A 21,871-nucleotide genomic window follows, 5' to 3' on the forward strand; every position below is an offset into this window, starting at 1 on the left:
GCTACGGTAGCATTACCGCCCACACCCAAGGTCGCTTGAAGTCCATTGACTTTATCGTTAGAAGCGATGTTGCTCATGGTTCCCCCTGTAGAAGAAGGCACCGTTATTTTCTCAGTCACAGGCTGAATCACAGAAGTTACCGTTACGGTATCCATCATGTTGGCACAGTTGACTGGAGACAAGGTATCACATAAAGTATATTCAATCTGATAAAGACCCGGCTTAGTACCGATGGCAATGGCCACATCCCCCGTAGTAGGGTTCAGCGTAATGCCCGCAGGCCAAGTTCCACTCGTAGCTACGGTAGCATTACCACCCGCACCCAAGGTTGCTTGAAGTCCATTGACTTTATCGTTAGAAGCGATGTTGCTCATGGTTCCCCCTGTAGAAGAAGGCACCGTTATTTTCTCAGTCACAGGCTGTATCACAGAAGTTACCGTTACGGTATCCATCATATTGGCACAGTTGACTGGTGATAAAGTATCACATAAAGTATATTCAATCTGATAAAGACCCGGCTTGGTTCCGATAGCAATGTCCACATCCCCCGTAGTAGGGTTCAATGTTATGCCTGCTGGCCAAGTACCACTCACGGCTACGGTAGCATTACCACCCGCACCCAAGGTCGCTTGAAGTCCATTGACTTTATCGTTAGAAGCGATGTTGCTCATGGTTCCCCCTGTAGAAGAAGGCACCGTTATTTTCTCAGTCACAGGACAAGGAGGAATAGGTCCCACCGTTAAGCTAGTTCCAGAGGAAACACAACCTGTCGTTGTATTTGTTGTGGTTACGCTATAAGTTCCTGGTGCAAGACCTGCAAAAGTCGTTGTTGTTTTTGTTACGCCAGCGACAACAGGACTTGTTCCTGTCACCGTATAAGTGACATTTGCTGCTGGTGTTGGTGCTGTAATTACGATGGTACCAGATGGTGTGGTACAAGTTGGTTGAGCGGTAACACTTGCCGTAGGAGCAGCAGGATTTGCAGGTACTGGATCCACCGTCAAGTTAGTTCCAGAAGAAACACAACCTGTCGTTGTATTCGTAGTGGTTACGCTATAAGTTCCTGGTGCAAGACCTGCGAAAGTAGTTGTTGTTTTTGTTACGCCAGCGACAACAGGACTTGTTCCTGTTACGGTATAAGTGACATTTGCTGCTGGAGTTGGTGCTGTAATTACGATGGTACCCGTTGGTGTGGTACAGGTTGGTTGAGCGGTAACACTGGCTGTTGGAGCAGCAGGATTAGCAGGTACTGGATTCACCGTTAAGCTAGTTCCAGAAGAAACACAACCTGTCGTTGTATTCGTAGTGGTTACGCTATAAGTATCTGGAGCAAGACCCGCAAAGGTCGTTGTTGACTGAGTTACACCATCGATCCCTGGACTAGTCCCTGTAACTGTATAGCTTACATTTGAGGCTGGTGCAGGTGCTGTTATGACAATAGTACCCGTTGGTGTGGTACAAGTAGGTTGAGCGGTAACACTTGCCGTAGGAGCAGCAGGATTATTATTTATCGTTATTAAAATTGAATTCTGGTCTGCTGGACAAATAGCCGTAGCTGCTGCATAAACATATAATGTTTGGGTTGTGGTAATAACTGTATTTGCTGCCACTTGCGTACCAGTTCCTCCAGAACCAGTCCAGTAGGCATTCCCTGCACTTAAGGCTGGTAAGGTATAACTTTGACATTCTGTTACATTATCTGGACTATCCGCTACTGGTGGAGCTTGCTCTGTTACCATTACTTCAGCATTTTCAACATGACAAACGCCAGTTGCGGCATGCGTATAGATATAATTTCCTGCACCCGCTAATGTTGGTGACCAAACCCCGCCTGGATCAGGGCTTCCTCCTAGACTGCTGAACAGCATGGATGCGGTTACCGTTTCACCTTGACAAATTTGTAAAGTTCCTTTTGTTCCTGCTTTTAATGCTTTCTGAATGGTAAGGGTTACAGTGGCTAAATTACTTTCGACAAATCCATCATTAATTCTATAGGTAAATGAATCACTTCCGCCTGTATTAAAGTTTCCATTAGGGTCATAAGTCATATTGCCAGCAGCGGTCACAGTAAGTAGGGCTCCTGAAGGTAAAGTGATCTGGCTTCCTACATTTCCGGTAGAACCATTTATTTTGGTAAGCGTAAAAGAATCACCATCTGGATCAGAATCTACGCCATTACCATTGTTAGCAAACAAATTCCCATCAATGTGTATATTGGAACAAACGCTAAATGCATCATTTTTACTAACAGGAGGATAATTCAAATTTAAACCAAAATCATTCATACAATCTGCTTGACCAGTTGCTGTAAAGTTTGAGGTTTCAACATTGTCTGTCGTAAATGTGGCTCCCTGAGGAAGTCCTGAGGTCACTCGCATAATATATTTTCCTATACCAGAGGTGACGGTACGGGTATAAGTGCCATTGACTGTAGTGGTAGCTGTGCCATCAAAGACATCAGTTCCCGCTTCATAAGTACCTATTACGCCATTGTCCTTATAAACAGACACCACAGCTCCTTGATATGGTACGTCACCTGCATCATAGATGGCATTGGCATTCACGTCTTCATAAACGGTACCTTTTACTTTATTTTCTGTAGTCCATACAGGAACACAAGCCACATTGATATAGACCGTAGCTATATCACATACAGTGGTATTACTTACCCCACATATATTATATTCTAAGGTGTCAATTCCAACAAAGTTTGGATTGGGTGTATAGGTGATGGTACCACTTGGGTTTAAAACTGCTGTACCATGTTTAGGTTGCAAAAGTCCTGTAGTACTTACAGATTTAGGATCTGGTGTGGCTAAAAAACCTCCATCATTGCTAGCTACATTTATAGTTACTGGGGTATTTATTTCAATAGATCTATAATCATCATTGGCCAAAATTAACCTGGACAAACATTTAGGCATTAAGGTATATCCTACATCTTGAGAGACGGCAGATCCTCCAGTTGGAATGGTTCCACTGCCAGAATAATCTTTAGCATCTTGTCCCCAAGCTGCCGCAAACACTGCTCCGTTCTCTGTAAATAGAGCTGTACCTGTCTGGTTATTATCCGTGTTATCCAAAACACGGTATCCCTGAAGGGTGGTTAAGGAAACTGCGGCATCATAAGGAATACCATTTACAGGACTGAAAGGGCCTGTAGTAGAAGTAAGGTTTCCATCATATTTTATGTATAATGTTGTTGGGGCGTTTGGTGTTACCCAGATAGGATTGTAGTTTTTGGTCAAGTTTTCTGAACCAGGAGCCCAGGCAATCGTCGCGAAATTGGTCAAGCGTTCCGTAGGTGACAAGTTGAAAGCCCAGTCATAGGATGTTCCAGGATCATCCGCATCAATAATAGATATGGCAGAAAAAGAATCTCCGCTTGCACTTTGATATTTATAACCAGAGACAACTCCAGCTGGCAAGTTATGGTAGTTAGTTCCTTTAGCGGGCACTACGATGGAGCCACTAGATACAGCAGAGGTCCAGTTTATGGTGATTGGGGTATTCAATGTATTCGTAAAAAATACATATACAGGGACGCCGGAAGAAGCAGAGGTATATACTGGAGTAATGTAAGAATTACTATAATAAGCTCCAGGTAATAAGGCAAAATTTCGCGTACCATAATTGCTGATATCACCAAACACCATATCCACGCCTACATCATAATTAGCGGTGAGGATAGCACCTGCTTTAATATCATTTGCATTATTGATATCTGTGGAAGTCCCAATGGTTGATGCTGTGCCATCATAAAGCCATACTTCTCCTTCATTTAGGCTCTTGGTTGCGTCTACAGTGCCATTGCCATCATAATCAAGTTTTACAATGGTACCATTTGTGGCTGCCCTTACGAACATACCCGTATATTTAAAGGCAGGAGTGCCTCCTAGGGTAATATTTTCACCAAATGGAGCAACAAAAAGTTTACCAAAACTGCTGATATCCAAAACGTTTGTCTTGAAACTTTGTACGTTTATTTCTCCTGCATCACCTACATATTTCGAAACTGAAATATCATTGGAGGAATACAGTTTATCTTTCCCATCATAAACGATAGTGGCTGAATTTCTTGGATTGTAGGTAAACGTGTTATCGAGAATAACATAACCACCAGGAGGAATAATATCTGTAGGATAACCAGGTGCTATGCCATTACTGGTATTCCCGTCTCCCCAAACTTGCGTACTGGATTGAACAGGAAAGTGTAAATCCGTTTCGTAACCATCTTCCCAGTGGTCATAGGTAATAATGGTACTACCATAAGGAACTGTAAAACTAGTCACTGATTGTACACTATTTCCATGGTTAGATGTATTTCCAGCACTTTTTAAGGACTTTCGTACTTGTGTTTCGTTTTCTGGAAATGGCAGATAAAATGTTTGAGCTTTATTGGCTACATAGCATGGATCAAGTATACTACCCGCTATAGTCAGAGCAACACCTGCATCAACGCAGGTCGCAGGATATAGATTGCTACAAACACGATAAGTAAACTGGTCTGTGCCGATATAACTACCGTTTGGTAAATAGGTGATTGAACCATTTGTGCCAATCTGCAATGAACCATGAATCGGTTGGGATATGATGGAAATAGAGGAAGCATTTATATCACATTCGTCATTGGCTAGTACATTGATAATTAATGGCTCACCCCTCACCCCTATTGCATTATCATTTATGGCTTTAATGATGGTGGTAGTGATAGTATGAGTCGCCGTTTTAGGGCCATTGCAACCTGCTGCCGATGCTGTGATGGTAGAAGTATTGGTCCAATTGGAAACAAAAGTCACTGCACCTGTGGCAGGATTGATACTATTGCCACCTGTTATACTTGCTCCATCCAAACTATAGGTGATACCCGTTGAATTGGTTGCGGTGGCAGTATATGGGGCGGTAGTGCCTGCTCCGATACAACGTGAAGACGTGGCACCTAAGGTAAATACAGGAGTGCCTACAGTAGGCGTAGTGGTTAGACTACGCGTTGTTGTCTTTACCCCCCCACATCCTGCAGCCGAAGCCGTAATGATAGAAGTGCCACTCCATCCCGCAGCAAAAGTCACCAATCCCGTAGACGTATTGATAGCATTGCCAGCGAATGCTGCGGTGGTAGCATCGAGGCTATAAGTAATTCCAGTAGCATTCGTAGATGTAGCGGTATACTGTTGCGTACCAGCACCTTGGCATCTGGATGTGGCACCCACCGTGAAGGTAGGGTCTCCTATCACCGGTGTACAAAAGACTACGCTAAGTTGACGCACATCCGTCACGGTGCCTTCATACCCTTCTTTTGCAGTAGCAGGAAGAGATACGTTTCCACTTGCTCCTGTTGAGTTCCAAGCGTATTCAAAGGTTTTGGTACAGCCGGCAGTCGCTTTCAAAGTAGCTGCTAATGAGCTGCCAGAAATATTGAAGTCTAATCCTGTGATATCGGATGCTCCAAATGGATCGGTCACTACGGAGCGTAAATAAACGATATCGCCCGCAGTTGCACTGCTTATAATGCTGCCGCTAGGATAGGGGGCATTGTATGCTGCATAGGAATTGATTTTTATAAACGTAGTGACGGGTAGTTCTATTTTGGAGGGTTTTGATTGGCTGTCATAATCTATCTTAAAAGTTACGCCAGTTTGTGCTGTGGTGACCTGTAAGGCAATGGCTTGCCCCGCTGGTACGCTTACATTGGAAGCTAGCGTGCCCGTCCAAGTCAATATACCTCCGCTATAAGTGGGATTGCTGAGCGTGATAATATTGGTTGAACCGTATTTTAAAACGGCGGTAATATTCGGATTGGCAGGCATTGTGCCACTGACAACACTCACATAATTACTCACTGTGATGGTCTTACCAGCAAAAATGGTCAATGGACTGCATAAAATTGGGCTTTGGGTGAAGGTGGTAGTTGGGTTTGATGTTGACCCGAAAGCAATCTGGACATTGTCAAAAAATGCCTGATCATCAGTAGCCGACCAGTTGGCTCCACTGTTCCTAAACCTAATAGTAGTTTGGGATGAAATGTAGGCAGAAATATTAAAACTGGCATTACCACTTTCTGATTGGCCGGTATAGCCAATTAATTTTGTGAATGTACCTGTTGGAGATGCTGAAATCCAAACTTCAATTTCCTCCTCTAATCCAATGGTTTGCCAGTAATAGCTTAACTGGGCACAAGTAGCACCTGTAAGGTTAGCACTTCGCTGAATATAGTCCAAAGTGCCAGCTTGTTGAAATCGAAGTTGACCAGACACAATTCGTATGGTACCTCCAGTTGGAGACCCATCATCACTACTCTCACTCCAAGCAGAATTCCATTCTGTTGGGAAATTGTTATACGAAACTGAGCTAAAATCATCGTGAGCACTGAATTCACTGCATCCTCCAGTTAATGAAATAGTTGGAGTAGATGATGTTGTAGCATCTGCTGTTGCCACAGGATCTATGCGATCAAGTGCCTGACTTGGATCGGAGAGATAGAGGTGTTTGTTAACATACTGAGCAATGGTTCCTGAAATGGTAGTGGTAGAAGGACATCCGTCTGTCACAGTTACAGCATAGGTACCTTCTCCGAGGCCGCTAATGTCTTCTGTAGTCGCATAATTGATGTTGTTTTTTTTCCACTGATAGCCTACTGTTGGTGTGGCACCGGTTACGGTTAGGTTTATGGCCCCATCGCCAGCACCTTGCGAGCTTTCTTGGGTGATGGCTAAACTTAAGGAGGGACCCGATCCTACATTGATGGTTAAGAAATCAGTTGCCAAACCAGATGCGGCATCAGTTACCGCTACTTTATACGTTCCTGGGCTTAGACCAGTTCTATTTTTTGAAGTAGAGCCGTCCGACCAAGTATAGGAGTAAGGAGGGGTTCCTCCTGAAACTGTTAAATTAACTGTCCCGTTATTGGCACCGGCACAAGTTTCATGTGTTAAGGACGGAGTTACTACAATAGGAGGAGCGGTGGTATAAGTAACGGTCAATTTAGCTGGTACGCCACCACCTTCATAACTGCTCAATGAACGATGTCCTGAACCAGTAATAAGGAGGGCTATTGGGCTGCTGGTACTCCATCCCGATTGGTTGACCAACTCTTGAATAACTGTTGATAGGTTTGGTGAATTATAATCTGAACCCGTACTCCAACTGGATACATTTGTCCATGAAGTGCTTGCCGTAGTTGCTGTTCTATTGGTAATATCAAAATTGGTCGAACTAAAGGTTGGAGCACTTGTGGATTTATGAGCCTTAATCGTCAAGTTTGTTGCTTGGCTATTGGTCATTGGAGCATCCGCAGCTATGGCTCTGAAAGTCAAATAGGCGTTTGTAATCGTTGCACCAGCAGGAATGTTTAAGCTGGTAAATCTAAAACCTACTTTTTGGTTTCCGGTGGCAGTGGGTTCGTTATCTTCCGTTAATTCTATATCGGTAGAGCCATGATACATATGTCCATAATTTCCTGCTGAGCCTTCTTCCTCTATGTCGTCCGTAGAAAGTGTAATGGATCTAACGACGGTGGTTTGGGCATATAAGGAGGCTGTTGAACCAAAGGCAAGTCCAATGATCAAGAACAAAAGGTATGGCATTCTACTTTCTGTCAGCTTAAAATTGACAGAAATAGGCTTTGTACAAATCGGTAAAGCTTCGAACCTTTTGGTCTTCATTAGGGATTTCATTTGAAATAATGGCAGTCGGATATTTTTTTTCATAATACTAGTCTGATTATGAATGGATTAATTGCTGATTGAAGCTTTGCCACACTAGGAAGTAGGACTTGATAGTGGTCAGTAAAGTTTTTATTAATTGAAGTGATAGTGTCCCGTATGGCGGTTGCTAATGAGCCATAGGCACTTTGTAAATGCGTTATAATAGCTGTTTTAACGAGGGCTGGGCATAAGTATAGTAAAACGCCAAGGGCTAGAAAATTCGAAGAACTTCCGAAGCCCATGGATTGAAATCCAGTTATTAGTTTTAAAGTAAACAGCATTAGAAAACATTTTTTTAAGTACGACCTCTGTAAGAAATAGCACTTGTTACATGTTTGTGTTCAATTTTCATACCAAGTGGTATCATTGAAGGACAAATGAAAGGTTTATGGCGGTAGTTGCCTATTTGGGATTAACTCGAATGAAGGATGTAAATCACTGAAAGTGAGTAGTTAGTGTTGATGTTGAAATTTGCTTAAAGTATGAAGTTTAAATTTCCAGGGTTTAGACCAAATTTTCCCAAATTTCTTTAAGTAGTAGTGTTTAAACCGCTATTAATTTTAGTTTATTTTTGGTAAATAAGAGTGCTTTTTAAGCCCTAAAAAGTTCGTTTTTGAGTAGATGTTTTCTTTACCCTTTGGTGGAATGTGCTTTCCTTTGTTTTGCACTATTTTCCATCTGAAATTCATGGTTTCTAACTCGATTTCACTCCGTTTTTGCGTGGCTTTAGGAAACTTAATACTAGGATAAAATTTTAGGGCATTGTTCGGAGGGAAGAAAAGCTTTTCCTTTTTGAAGAAAACAAAAAAGCGTAATGCTCTAGGAACATTACGCTTTGAAAATGCTGTAAAGGTTTTTATAAAATGATAGGTTCGTGTTTTTTTAAGGAGTAGTTTTTCTTTAAGAATTCTGGGCTTAATGTGGCCTCAGAAATAGTGATGGCTGCACCCAATGCAGAGCCTAGAGAAGAATCTGTAGTTCTTAGCTCCATATCACTTAAATAGTAGCTTAAGAGTTTAATGTAAATGTCGTTATCGCTAAAGCCGCCATCGATATAAAGGTTTCTCAGATCATCTGAGCCCTTGGCTATTTCAATATTTCTTACCTGCAGTTTAACCAGCTCCAGCATCATTTGATGATAGGCCTCTTCAAAAGTCTCAAAAGGTAATGTTGTTTCGCTAGGAGCATTGTTGTCATTTAAACTCTCCCAAGAAAAATACCGTTTAAAGTCTTTGTTGAGACGCTTAAAAATGGCTTTGTCAAATTTGACTGTTCTATGTGTTTCGTGGTTTACGCCGTAGTGTTCGGTTAATTTTTTAACCTGTAGTTTGTATTCATTACCCAAGAAAAGCCGAGCAGCTTTTACGGCATCGCCGTTTATAAGCATGTTGTTCTGACAGTCTTCCTTTAAATCTGCAAGGTTTAAAATGCCATCACTAAAAGGGTTCAGTGTTATGCTCCATGTGCCGGTAGAAACCAGTAAAAAAGGCTTTTCAGAGCTTCTTAAATAAGGAACCAAGGCCGACGAACTGTCATGAATACCCACACCAATCTTCATCTGATGACCTTTGTAATTCATGTCTAGGCTACTTTCGGTAGATACTATTTTGGGTAATTTGCTATCTATCCCTTCTTCATAGACCCAGCGGTGGTAGTCGTTTTTGTTATAATCCCAGAGGGCAGTATGGCAGCCAATGCTGGTGTACTCGCTTAAAGGTGTGCCTGTAAAAAGGAAACTGATAAACTGCGGTAAGTGTAGCGAGTATTTTATTTTTTTATACAGATCTGGCTGTTTGTACTTGATAAGATAGAGCTGCAAACCAGAGTTTAACATACCCAATTTTGCAGAGCCAGTTTCTTGACAGAATTTGTCTATTGGGCCGTATTTGGCGTAAAAAATAGCTTCAATACAGCTGTCGTAAGGTTTGGTGTAATTATACAAAGGAGATACCACCTCTCCATCTCCTCCAATGTGCACAAAACTGGCACCGTAGGTAGAAAAGTTAAGAGCTGTAATTTCGTATTTTCCAGAGGATAGTATGTTGTCAAAAGTCTCGACCACCCACTTTTTCAACTTTTCAATATCTTCAGAAAGATAGCCGTCTTCATCTTCAATCTCGTCAAACCGTACATACGCCTTATGTACTTCTTGGAAGTCTTCATCAAATAGGAAAATCTTCTTATTGGTTTTTCCTATGTCAAATATTGCGGTTACCTTTTGTTTCATTATGGAATACTAGTGGTTCAAAACGGAAGCTTTGAACAGTAGTTATAATCGTAAAAAAAAACACCAGACCCAGAAGGCTCTGGTGTTTTTTTATTTAAATTTTTATCTTACAAATGCGTTTGCCATACCGCCATCTACATTGATAATGTTTCCGGTACTTTTTTCTAATATTGCTACTAAAGCAAATACGCCATTGGCAATATCTGCTGGATAAATGATTTCATTCATCAAGTTTCTTTTGGCATAGTGAGCGGGTAGTTCTTCTACTTTTATGCCATAAGCTTTGGCTCTGCCTTCTGCCCATGCACCTTCCCAGATTTTACTTCCTACTATCACCCCATCAGGATTAACCGTGTTTACACGGATTTTCTCTGGGCCTAATTCTGCGGCTAATAATCTAGCCATGTGCTGTTGAGCCGCTTTTGACGTGCCATAAGCCACATTGTTTGGTCCTGCTACTAAACCATTTTTACTGGCAATGCTAATGAAATCTCCGCCCAGTTTTTGCTTACGCATAACGCCTACACACTGTTTGGCAAGTTCAAACTGACCTTTCACCAATACCTTTTGTAAGATGTCCCAATCTGCATCTGTGGTGTCTGCCAGTGGTTTAGAAATGGCCAGTCCTGCACTGTGTACCACAATGTCCACACCACCAAACTCCAAACAAGCTGCTTTATAAGCTTCTGCTACAGAGCTGCTGTTGGTTACGTCACAAACTGCATATGCTGCAGTATCACCACCGTAAGTTCCTACGGCTTCTTTTAGTCTATCTTCGGCAATATCCGTTAAGAAAACATTGGCTCCTTCTTGTGCTAATTTGTCGGCAATGGCCTTACCAATTCCACCACCTGCACCCGTCACAAAAGCTACTTTTCTAGAAAGAGGCTTTTCTTTAGGCATTCTAGATAATTTTGCTTCTTCTAAAAGCCAATATTCTATGTCGAAAGCTTCTTGTCTTGGTAGGGAAGTGTAAGCCGTAATGGCTTCGGCACCACGCATTACATTAATGGCGTTGATGTAAAACTCACTGGCTACACGGGTAGTTTGTTTGTTTTTTGCGAAGCTAAACATACCTACACCTGGGTATATAATAATGACCGGGTTGGCATCTCTTACCGCTGGGCTATTCGCCTTTTTGCAGGTATCGTAGTATGCTTGATATTCTTTTCTATAGGCTTCAAAAGCAGGCTCTAGCTTGGCTAAAACAGCTTCGGAATCTGATAAGTCTTCGTTGGCGTCAAGTGTTAATACCAAAGGTTGAATTTTGGTTCTCAAGAAATGGTCAGGACAAGAAGTTCCCATAGGAGCAAGTCTTGCCAAATCATTACTGTTGATAAACTCTAAAACCACATCGGCATCGGTAAAATGCCCAATCATACGGTTTTCGGAGGAACACATTCCACGTAAAAGTGGCATGAGATCAGCGGCTTTATCTAAACGCTCTTGCTTAGGTAAACTTTCTATTTTTTGTCCACCAAAAACGCTTCCTTTTTCAGCAATTTTCTTTTCAATGTATTCCGATGCCATCTCAATGACCTCAAGGCTATTGATGTAGCAATCATAGGAGTTGTCGGCCCAAGTAAACAATCCATGGCTACCCAAAACAATACCTCTGATGCCTGGATTATCTGCCAAACATTTTTCCAATTGAAGACCTAAGTCAAAACCAGGACGCTGCCAAGGCACCCAACCCATGGTATCTCCCCAGATTTCTTTGGTTACTTTTTCGCTGTCTTCTGCCGCAGCTACCGCAATAAGGGCGTCTGGATGAAGATGATCAATGTGGGCGAAAGGTAAAAGACCGTGAAGAGGCGTGTCAATAGAAGGGGCACGACTGTCTAAGTCATATATGCAATGATTAAAAAGGCCAACCATTCTGTCTTCGTCAGCCAGACCTTCGTAAACGTTCTTAAGGTTGCGTAATCTTTCTGTATAAAGACCTGCTATACCCGAGCGAGTTAATGTGCCAATGTCTCCACCTGAGCCTTTAATCCACATCACTTCAAGCTCTTCGTTGGTAAGCGGATCTTTCTCTATCGTTTTACAGCTTGTGTTACCACCGCCATAATTTGTAATTCTTAGGTCTGCACCTAAGATGTTAGATCTGTATAAAAATAACGCAACTTGATCATTTTTTAAAGACTCTGCTTTTTCGAAATCCCACAGGTAGTCTACATATTTAAAATTCTTAACCGAAATGTCCATGATGTTGTTCTTGTTTATAGGTGCTAAATTATTAAGGTCGGATAGGTATCCCGTCCTTTACTGTACTGCTTGGTTGAAAATATTGTTTTTTATCGTTTGTAACTGCTATGTAATTAGATAGTTACGAGTTTTCTACTTTAAGAATTCATTTACGTTTTCTTTGACCACTAACTGGAAAGGAATCAATATTTCTTTCTCGGTTTCCTGTCCTAGTGCCAGCTTAACGGCAGTGCTAATGGCTGCAGCTCCCTGTTCTCTGGCATTCTGGAAAACAGTGGCATCCAATGTTCCTTTTTTTACGGCCTGTAAAGCATCCTGAATGGCATCTATACTTACCACCAGAACCTTATCTTTTAGTCCAGCCGTTTCTAATGCTTTTACGGCACCCATGCCCATTTCATCGTTATGAGCAAAAACAGCATTTATTTTATTTCCGTAAGATTGAATCCAATTTTGCATCAAGTCCATGCTTTTAGAACGGTCCCATTCGCCGGTTTGCTCTGCCAGTAATTTCATGTCAGGGTGGGCTTTTAATATTTCTTTAGCACCTGCCTCTCTTTGGATTTGAGCGGCTTGACCCATAAAGCCATGAATCATCACCAGATTTCCTTTTCCATCCATTTTATCTACCAGATAATTCATGGCTATTCGGGCAGATTCCATGTCATTTGAGCCTACAAAAGCATTGGGTTTTTCTGCGGTTTCAGAGTTGACATTAATAATTGGAATTCCCGCGGCTTTGGCTCTGGCAACGGCCGGAGAGCTGGCTTCTACTTCGCAAGGGTTTAAAATGATGGCATCAACGCCTTGAGCTATAAAGCTCTCTACCTGTTCCATCTGTTTTAGAGCAGACCTTTCGGCATCAACTATAATGAGTTTTACGCCCATTTCCGTGGCTTTCTTCTCCATTTCGTCAGCCACGTTTACAATAAACTCATTCTGCATACTGAGCATGGTAGCTCCTATAACCAGTTTACCGTCGTCTTCGGCAGGATTACAAGCTGTGAGTGAAATAAGACCTGCAAAAAAAAGTAATTTTAATGATTTCATATATACTGTTTAGTTTCTCGTTTTTTGATTCCAGCTGTCCATCAATACAGCTCCAATAATGATGATACCCATAATGACCTGCTGGAAATAAGAAGTTACGTTCATAAGGTCTAGGCCGTTGTTTATAACACCAATCAACAGCACTCCAATAAGCGTTCCTACCATAGTTCCACGGCCACCTGTGGTACTTGTGCCGCCTATCACTACTGCGGCAATGGCATCAAGTTCAAAACCCATTCCTGAGTTAGGCTGACCTGTGCTTATTCTAGCGGTCAATAGTATTCCCGCCAAACCGGATAAAGCTCCACAGATGGCATAAGCGGCAAGTTTGATTTTATTAACGCTTATTCCTGATGCCCAAGCGGCGTCTTCATTTCCACCTATGGCATAGACATATCTTCCGAAAATGGTTTTACGAAGAGCCACAGAACTAAGGATAAAGACAAGAATTAGAATAATGATGGGTACAGGGAGTCCTAAAACTTTCCCGTTGCCGATAAAGTTGAAACTATCTGAAAGGTTGGAAACCGGCCTGCCTTTACTCAGTATAAGAGCTAGGCCTCTGCCTATGGTCATGGTGCCCAAGGTCACAATAAAGGGAGCAATTTTGCTCTTGGTAACTAAAAAACCGTTTAAAAAACCGAATGCCAGTCCTGCGATTAAACCTCCAGCCACGGCCACCATTACGGGGTAGTCGCCGTTTTGTGCCAATGACGCCGCCACCACACCGGTTACTGCCACAATGGAGCCCACAGAGAGGTCTATACCTCCGGTGATAATTACAAACGTCACACCGAATGCCAGCAAGGCATTGATAGACACTTGTGTGATTATAATGGTCCAGTTGGCCATACTCAAAAACTGCGGCGTAGCATAAGAGAGTATAGCACAAGTGACTATAAAGGAGATAAATATGCCGTATTCTTTGAGGTTTTTAATGAATTGCATATTGCATAATGTTTTCTTGAGTGGCTTCTTTTCCTGATAATATGGCCGTTTGTTGGCCTCTAGCAAGTACTAAAACCCTATCGCTAAGGCCTAAGATTTCTGGCAGTTCTGAGGATATCATGATAATGGCAATTCCTTTACTGCTCAGCGTTCTGATGAGTTTATAAATTTCAAATTTGGCTCCAATGTCAATTCCTCTCGTGGGTTCATCCAAGATAATAACCTTTGGAAAAGTTAAAAGCACTTTGCCAATGACTACTTTTTGCTGGTTTCCACCGCTCAGGTTTCCTACTTTTTGGGAGAGACCAGTTGTTTTAATTTTAAGGTCATTAACCATATTTTGACCTGCGGTTTGTTCACGGTTTTTTATCGGAAAATAGTTACTGGAGTAAACCTTTAAACTGGCTAGAGTTAGGTTTTCATTGACAGATAAATCTGGAATGAAACCCAGGGCTTTACGGTCTTCGCTGACATAACCTATTTTTTCAGCAATCGCATCTTTTGGGCTTTTGAGCTTTAATTCCTTGCCTTCTAAAATCACTTTACCACGGTCAAATTTATCTAGCCCTGCTATGGCTCTAGCTACTTCAGTTCTGCCAGCACCAACCAATCCAGATATGCCTAAAACTTCTCCCGCTTTAACATCAAAATGGATGTTTTCAAATTTCCCTTTAGAGCTTAAGCCTTGTACTTCGAGTAGTGTTTGGCCTATTTTGGCACTTGAGACGGGATAAATATGGTCAATTTCTCTACCCACCATCATACTGATCAGGGTTTTGTTATTGAGCTCATGTGCTGCTTTGGTGCCCATATAATGTCCATCTCTCAACACCGTGACCCGATCTGCTATTTGAAATATCTCGTCCATTTTATGGGAGATATAAACGATGGCCACGTTCTTGCTTTTTAGGTCTTTGATGATTTCAAAAAGTTTCCCCACTTCTTTATCGGATAGGGCAGAGGTAGGTTCATCCATGATAATAACCTTGGCCTCATTTGAAATCGCTTTGACTATTTCCACCATTTGCATTTGAGCGATGCTCAAATCCTTCATTTTGCTTATCGGGTTTAGCGTTAAACCAATGTTATCAAACAGCTCTTGCGTCTGCTGATTGATATGCTTTTCATTTAAAAAGGAAAAAGTGGCGGTTTCTTTTCCTAAAAAGATGTTTTGGGCAATGCTCAATTCAGGAACCATAAGGATTTCCTGATGAATCATGGCGATGCCTTTTTTTAGGGTTTCCTGAACGCCTAGTTTTGTGATATTTTCTCCTGAAAGAGAAATGCTGCCGGAGTCTGCTTTGAGCATCCCCATGAGTATTTTCATCAAAGTAGACTTACCAGCTCCGTTTTCTCCCATGAGGGCATGCACCTCGCCTGCTTGAAGGTCAAAGGAGATATTTTCAAGAACTTGTATTCCTGAAAATGATTTTGAAATTTGGGAGATTTGAAGAAGGGGCATAGGGTTTTAAGAAAATGCAGCCTGGCATTTGCTAGGCTGCATTTATTTTATACGAATTGTCCGTCTACGCCGGTATCCACCCATCTTCTCTCTGTTGCAGATGCAATGATGGCTTCACAAACTTTTTGCGTCTGTAAAGCTTCTTTGAAAGTAGGGGAGCAGTCGCTGCCGTCTTCCAGACTTTTAAGGAAATCTGCCACTTGGTGTACAAAACTGTGTTCCCATCCAATACCACAACCAGGAATCCACCATTTGTCAATATAAGGATGGTCTCCATCTGTAACGTGAATAGAACGCCATCCTCTGAGTTTAGACTCATCAGCATGATCAAAGAACTCTAGTCTGTTCATGTCATGCAAGTCCCAACGGATAGAGGCATGCTCACCATTAATTTCAAATGTTTTTAGGGCTTTATGCCCTCTGGCGTATCTTGTGGCCTCAAAAAGACCCAAAGAACCGTTTTCGAAGTGACAATGGAAAAGGCAAGCATCATCGATTTTGACGGGCTCTACTTTACCAGTAAGCTGATGCATTCTCTCTTTTACGAAAGTTTCTGTGACCGCAGAAACATCTTTAATACCACCATTTAACCACATGGCAGAATCAATACAGTGAGCTAATAAATCTCCTGTAACTCCAGAACCAGCGGCGTTAGAATCCATACGCCAAAGGCCTTCACCTCCTTGTGGTAAGTCGGCATTGATGGTCCAGTCTTGTAAGAAGTTTCCTCTGTAATGGAAGATTCTGCCTAATTTACCAGAGTCTATAATGTTTTTGGCTAAAGTGACCGCAGGAATTCTACGATAGTTGTACCATACTGTGGTTTTAACGCCTGCTTTTTCGGCAGCGTCTACCATTTTTTGACCTTCTTCTATGGTTCTAGAAAGCGGTTTTTCGCATAAGACCATTTTGCCAGCTTCGGCGGCAGCTATGGATATTTCGGCGTGGCTGTCGTTAGGGGTACATACATCTATAGCATCAATGTCGTCTCTAGCTATCAGTTTTCTCCAATCGGTTTCATAAGAGGCAAAGTTCCACTGCTCAGCAAAAGCCTTAACTTTTTCTTCATTTCTAGAGCAAACCGCTATAAGTTCTGGTTCGAATTCTAAATCAGGGAAAAAATTATGAATTCTGTTATAGCCGTTTGCATGGGTTCTACCCATGAGGCCCGTGCCTACTAATCCTATTCTAAGTTTCTTTTTTTGTGCCATTCTTTCTAATGTTTCAGGTTGAGTATAGAGTTAAAAATGTATGAGTTTGAATTTAGCGGGATGGCAAAATCCCGCTAAATTTTAGGCCTCGTACCAGCCGTGTTTTTCTCTTACTTGTATCATAGCTCCCAAGATGTCGTTCCATGTTTGAGGCTGCGTCATAATTTCGTTAGAGAACATACATCCATCCCAGCAGATATGCTTAAATGCCTTTGTTAATTCACCAGAGCCATCCCTTAGCCAGTAGCCAGCATCGTTTGCGATGTCTAGTTTTCCGTTAGGATCTAATGCTTGGCAGTGGCGTCCTGTTTTATCATGCGAGCCTGTTCCGTGTACGGTTCCGTCGTTTTGAGCCACGTGGAAATCTATGGTCCAAGGTCTTAGTTTATCCGTGATTTTTTTAAGAGCGGCTAAGAAAGTTTCTCTGTCGTCCCAGTTGAAATCTTTTGGTAATACCCTGTGTTCCGGAGCATTATAACCAAGAAGATAGAGCGTGGTATGTGACATATCGGCCTGGAAACCAATGTTTTTCCTGTCTACCATCTCAAAGGTTTCTAGCATGTAATCCATACTTTGCATTCCTCCCCAGCATATTTCTCCTTCTGCGGCCAGTCTTTCACCATAGTCTGCAGCTACGTCACAAGCTTCACGGAAAGTGTCGGCTATTAATTTTGAATTGCCTTTAGGGTCTTTTGCCCAGTCTGCTACACTGCTGGCAGAGTCTATTCTAACTATTCCGTTTGGTCTTATGCCCATAGCTCTTAGTTTCTGACCTATTTCGCAAGACTTACGTACCATTTCTACAAATTCTGTTCTTTGCTCTTTGGTTCCCATAGCAGGACCACCCCAGATTGGAGCTACCAAACTTCCTATGGAAAGGTTATAAGCAGCTACTTTTTCTGCCAACCTTTTTACGCCATCATCAGAAGTATCAAGATCATAATGTGGGTCAAAAAGTCCTAGATCTACACCATCAAACTTGACCCCGTTCACTTCAGCAGCGGCAGTCATTTTTAACATGTTATCTAAGGCTATGGCGGGTTCAGAATCGGGCCCTTTACCTACTATTCCTGGCCAAGTAGCATTATGTAGTTTTGGATAATTATTAGTACTCATTATATTTTAGTTTGGGTTGATTAAAAAATAATTTACTTATTCCACTATTAAATCCGGGTTGTTAGGCCCAAAATGTTTCAATATTACTATTGGGTCATGGGCAGAATAATTTGTGATAGTCACACCTTCTTTTGCCGCTTTTTCAGTTACAAAGAACTCGTCATTGGTTAATTGGCCATATCTTATCAATGCTGGTGTTTCAATGTTCCATTCGCCCATTTTACCGTGACCCTGCATCACTATCAATCCGTAAGCTGCGGCATCTGTTATGGTAACGGTTTGGCCTGGCAGTACCGTTAATTCTTTGGCACTAAAGTCTACAGCCTTGTAGCATATCCAGTTTTCTATGTAACCTTCAGCTTCCATTTCTGCTACGGGTTTTACTGGTTTTGGTAACATGAAAAATTTCTCAACGATGTTTGGGTCTGTGTTAAGTTCCCAATCGATTACGCTTACTAATTCGTCATAATCACCGATTTTATCTTGAGGTGTACCTTTCCATAATAGCTCTTCTGGTACAATAGCCTCATTGACCAGACTTTGGTACATCGCAAAAATGTCCGAAGCTTTCTGTGGCTCATAGGTACAAAGGCTACCCGGTGCATGCAAAACTCCTGGTGGAACATACCATCCAGTGCCAGGTTCTAGTCTTTGAGCAGCGGAATAGTTGGTGATTTTATTGTCACCTTTTGTGAAGTTCATCAAGCATTCTTTGATTTGCTCCTTAGTGGTACCTGGTGTTATTCCGAAAAAAGTATAAGGGAAATCTCCGCCATGATTATTAAGCTGAGGAGGGAAATAATAAGCTTCAGGCTTACCATTTTGACCCACTAATGCTGCTTTTTCGTCATTGTGATGGATATGATGAGGGAGAGGTCCCATGTTGTCAAAAAACTTAGAGTACATCGGCCAGCTTTTGTATTCGTCCCAAAGTCTATCGCCAATAATCTCTCCTTTTAGTTCTTCAATAACATCTTTCAGCGTTACAAAAACATCCTTTTCTCCATCGTTATAAACCACATGACTCAAACCTTCGTTTTTGCCTGTTAATGGGCCATTTTCTGCAGCACAGGTAGAAGAAAGCCATCTTTCGTCTATACCGCCACGCTCTCCGCCTAGTACGTAATAATCGTCTGGGTGAAGTTTAATTCTCCTTCCTGGTACACAAAAAGAACGAGGTACCCAAGTAGGGGTAAGTCTCAAAATTCCTTTTCCTTGTTCTAATGCGTTTGAAATGTTACTCATAGTTCCGTTTATATTATGCTTTTAAATGTTTGTTATTTTGAATTCAAAATTTATAGTTTTCGATTGAAAAGGCTCTAAAAATTGTAAAGTGCCGTCTTCTCTCGCTTGCTTTTGACCGATAGGTAAATTTGTTCCGGGTTCTAAGCCTGTCACATATTCGCCTTTGCCCCAATGCTGCCAATTACAGAATGCGGGTAATTGGTCTTTTTTGTATTTTAGATGGACTGCTAGATTCAATTTTTCATTGCTTATACCGCAATTTGAAAAACCTTCGCTGTCTGTTGCCATCTCTATGTAGGCCGCCGCTTCACCGGTACCATCATGTGCCGATAAAGCTCCCGGACAGGTTTTGAAATCATTGCCCTCCTTAAAAATATCTTCTGATTTGGTATCGCGAGCTTTCCAGTCTCCTTCCCACATAATTTGGGTGCCTTCGTCTACAAGAGGATAACCGAAGTTGATATGGTAAAGCACCATCACAGGCACTTTTGTATTTCCTCTGTTAATAATCTCGTCGTTTATTTTGATTTCAGACGCTCCAAGCGTGCAGGAAATGGTTCTTCGCAGTTCTAGATTGGCACCAAAAACGGTAGATTCTCTCAATATACCGGTGATGCTCATTTCCATTTTTCCTATCAAAGGATCGGGCTGGATAATAGATTCTATTTCTGCCGAAATGTTACTTATTCTGCCGTGTAATCCTCTTTTGCCATATTCGTCTTCATTTGGGCCTCCCACATTGGAGAGTCCACAGGTGGTCAGTAAACCCCCTGAGAAAGTCTTAAGCCAGTCTATGCCTTCATCAGAAAATGGCTGAGGGGCTGTAACGCCGTTATGGCTGATCCATGCCAGAGAATGCTCCTTGTAAAATGCATCTACAATGTCCATTCCACGATCTAAAACGACCTTAAATCTTAAGCCTGTTCCAGTGTTTATCCAGGCTATTCTAGTGCCTTTTCCTAATCCATTGTCCAAAATGGAAGTTTCTATACCACCTATTTGGGAGGTATGAGAGATTTTATCTTTCCAGCTATTTTCTTTTAGGAAATTCATTGTTTTATAAACCAGTTTAAACTTCTCTGGTTAAAGTCTTCAAGATGTTCAAAATGAAAAATATGCCCGCTTTTAGGGTAGAGATATAATTCCGCCTTAGGTATGGTTTCTGCTATCTCATTTGCCATCCATTTTGGCGTAAATTGATCCTCTTCACCACCAACAATAAAAGTAGGCTGACTAATGCTAGACAGTTTGTCCAAAACGTTGTGCGTTATGCAAGCCCAGGCTTGACCTTCCAAACCATGTAGGGGCTGCTGGTTTTCACCAATGGCATCTGCTGCTCTACCATCTTCTAGTTCTTTATAAATGGTCTCATTATCCCAAGAGGCTTTTGAATAGATAAGAAGTTGAATGTAGTGGCTAAACTCCTCAGGTCTAAAACGTGCTTTGCAGGTCATTATGTGCTGAAAAATAGCCTTTGCGGTATTGTCGCATCTGGCCCACGGACACATTAATAGGAGAGATTTGACCTTTTTAGGATGTCTTATAGCCAATTGAAGTGCAATGGTTCCGCCCATTGAAACGCCTGCTACATTTACTTTATCAAGGTTTAGATGCTCTAAAAGTCCTGCATAGTCATCGGCCATTTGTGCTGTGGTGTAAGGCCCTTTCGGTTTGTCGGATTTTCCGACGCCTCTATTATCCACAATAATGCACCTAAATTCCTTTTCCCATGCTTCCACGTGAGCATACCATACAGAGCCAGGAGCGGTAATACCCATAATAAGAAGAAGGGGAGGTTTGTGAGATTCGCCTCTTTCTTCGTAATAGAGTTTTATTCCGTTTGTTTCAATGATGGGCATTTTACTTCAGTTTAGGAATTAAATCGTTTACTATCCATTGTCCGTCATGAATGGTCACGGCATCTGGGTCTTCAAGTGCTAAGGAGCCTTCATCTTCGCAGATGATCCAGCCACCATAGTTAATGTCTTTAAGCCATTGGGTAATTTCTAAAAGCTTTACTTTTCCTTTTCCCATTAATACAAATTCGGGATTTCCATCCCAATCTTTATAATGCACATGGTTAATCAGCGACTGGTATTCCTTCATTTTGCTTAGAGGATCCATATCGCCATTTATGATATGACCTACGTCTGGGGTCCAACCGGTTACAGCAGTGTCAAGACTTTCTAAAACTATTTTATAATCTTCTTCTGTTCTGATGATAGAAGTATGCGGTGAATTAGGATGATAGCTACATGGAATTCCTTTATCAGCGGCTCTTTTAGAAACTGTATTGACAATGTTAACCAAGCTTTTTCTTCTGCTTTTTATATCATGACGTCCAGTTGGAATTTGAACCGTATTTAGCATGGCTCCAGGAAAATGTTCTAAAAGTGCTATGGCATTATCTGCAACTATTTTTTCCTCATCCGTTTCTTTTGCTCCATTCCAGTCTTGTGCTAAAGCCAGTGCAGCCAGTTCTATGCCTTGTTCTTTAAGCTTGTCGGCTAATAATTCTGGATTGACCAAGTCGCCCATCCAAGTGAAGATGGGCTGAATACCTGTAAAGCCAGCTTTAGCGATAATCTCAATCATGTGACCAAGCTGACCTTTATGGGTTTCACCGTCGCCACTCATAAACCAAGTGTAGACTTCGGAGCCAAAACGGAATGGCAGTTGATTTTTCATAGGATATTTTTCA

At 41.8% G+C, this 21,871-nt stretch carries 12 protein-coding genes; all 12 read right to left on the reverse strand.

Going from position 1 to position 21,871, the window contains the following annotated elements:
* Nucleotides 1-7,706, reverse strand: a 7,706-nt coding sequence (locus ACTBZY_RS12875) for an Ig-like domain-containing protein (RefSeq protein WP_463046740.1), incomplete at its 3' end; no start/stop codon positions are given.
* An 853-nt stretch (nucleotides 7,707-8,559) separates the two neighbouring features.
* Complete coding sequence (locus ACTBZY_RS12880; protein ID WP_463046741.1) at nucleotides 8,560-9,930, reverse strand: FGGY-family carbohydrate kinase; 1,371 nt, start codon at nucleotides 9,928-9,930, stop codon at nucleotides 8,560-8,562.
* 102 nt (nucleotides 9,931-10,032) lie between these two features.
* Nucleotides 10,033-12,138, reverse strand: coding sequence for a bifunctional aldolase/short-chain dehydrogenase (locus ACTBZY_RS12885; RefSeq protein WP_463046742.1), 2,106 nt, complete (start codon nucleotides 12,136-12,138; stop codon nucleotides 10,033-10,035).
* A gap of 132 nt (nucleotides 12,139-12,270) precedes the next feature.
* On the reverse strand, nucleotides 12,271-13,188 hold the full coding sequence (locus tag ACTBZY_RS12890) for a sugar ABC transporter substrate-binding protein (protein ID WP_463046743.1): 918 nt from the start codon (nucleotides 13,186-13,188) through the stop codon (nucleotides 12,271-12,273).
* A 9-nt stretch (nucleotides 13,189-13,197) separates the two neighbouring features.
* Nucleotides 13,198-14,136: an ABC transporter permease gene (locus ACTBZY_RS12895; protein ID WP_463046744.1), complete on the reverse strand. Its 939-nt coding sequence runs from the start codon at nucleotides 14,134-14,136 to the stop codon at nucleotides 13,198-13,200.
* The gene (locus ACTBZY_RS12900) at nucleotides 14,123-15,598 is read right to left on the reverse strand and encodes a sugar ABC transporter ATP-binding protein (RefSeq protein WP_463046745.1); all 1,476 of its coding nucleotides are present in this window, start codon (nucleotides 15,596-15,598) and stop codon (nucleotides 14,123-14,125) included. The genes ACTBZY_RS12895 and ACTBZY_RS12900 overlap by 14 nt, the downstream gene beginning before the upstream one ends.
* Before the next feature lie 47 nt (nucleotides 15,599-15,645).
* Nucleotides 15,646-16,809, reverse strand: a complete 1,164-nt coding sequence (locus ACTBZY_RS12905) for a Gfo/Idh/MocA family protein (RefSeq protein WP_463046746.1) — start codon at nucleotides 16,807-16,809, stop codon at nucleotides 15,646-15,648.
* A gap of 81 nt (nucleotides 16,810-16,890) precedes the next feature.
* Nucleotides 16,891-17,925: a sugar phosphate isomerase/epimerase family protein gene (locus tag ACTBZY_RS12910; protein ID WP_463046747.1), complete on the reverse strand. Its 1,035-nt coding sequence runs from the start codon at nucleotides 17,923-17,925 to the stop codon at nucleotides 16,891-16,893.
* A gap of 36 nt (nucleotides 17,926-17,961) precedes the next feature.
* Entirely contained in the window at nucleotides 17,962-19,170 is a 1,209-nt protein-coding gene (locus ACTBZY_RS12915) for a hypothetical protein (RefSeq protein WP_463046748.1), read from the reverse strand.
* Between the two features lie 21 nt (nucleotides 19,171-19,191).
* Nucleotides 19,192-20,223: an aldose 1-epimerase family protein gene (locus ACTBZY_RS12920; RefSeq protein WP_463046749.1), complete on the reverse strand. Its 1,032-nt coding sequence runs from the start codon at nucleotides 20,221-20,223 to the stop codon at nucleotides 19,192-19,194.
* On the reverse strand, nucleotides 20,220-21,029 hold the full coding sequence (locus ACTBZY_RS12925; RefSeq protein WP_463046750.1) for an alpha/beta fold hydrolase: 810 nt from the start codon (nucleotides 21,027-21,029) through the stop codon (nucleotides 20,220-20,222). The genes ACTBZY_RS12920 and ACTBZY_RS12925 overlap by 4 nt, the downstream gene beginning before the upstream one ends.
* A gap of 1 nt (nucleotide 21,030) precedes the next feature.
* Nucleotides 21,031-21,858 carry a sugar phosphate isomerase/epimerase family protein gene (locus ACTBZY_RS12930; protein WP_463046751.1) on the reverse strand — a complete coding sequence of 276 codons (828 nt, stop codon included), beginning with the start codon at nucleotides 21,856-21,858 and terminating at the stop codon, nucleotides 21,031-21,033.
* Between the last annotated feature and the right edge of the window lie 13 nt (nucleotides 21,859-21,871).

It is taken from the genome of Arcticibacterium sp. (genome assembly GCF_055134445.1).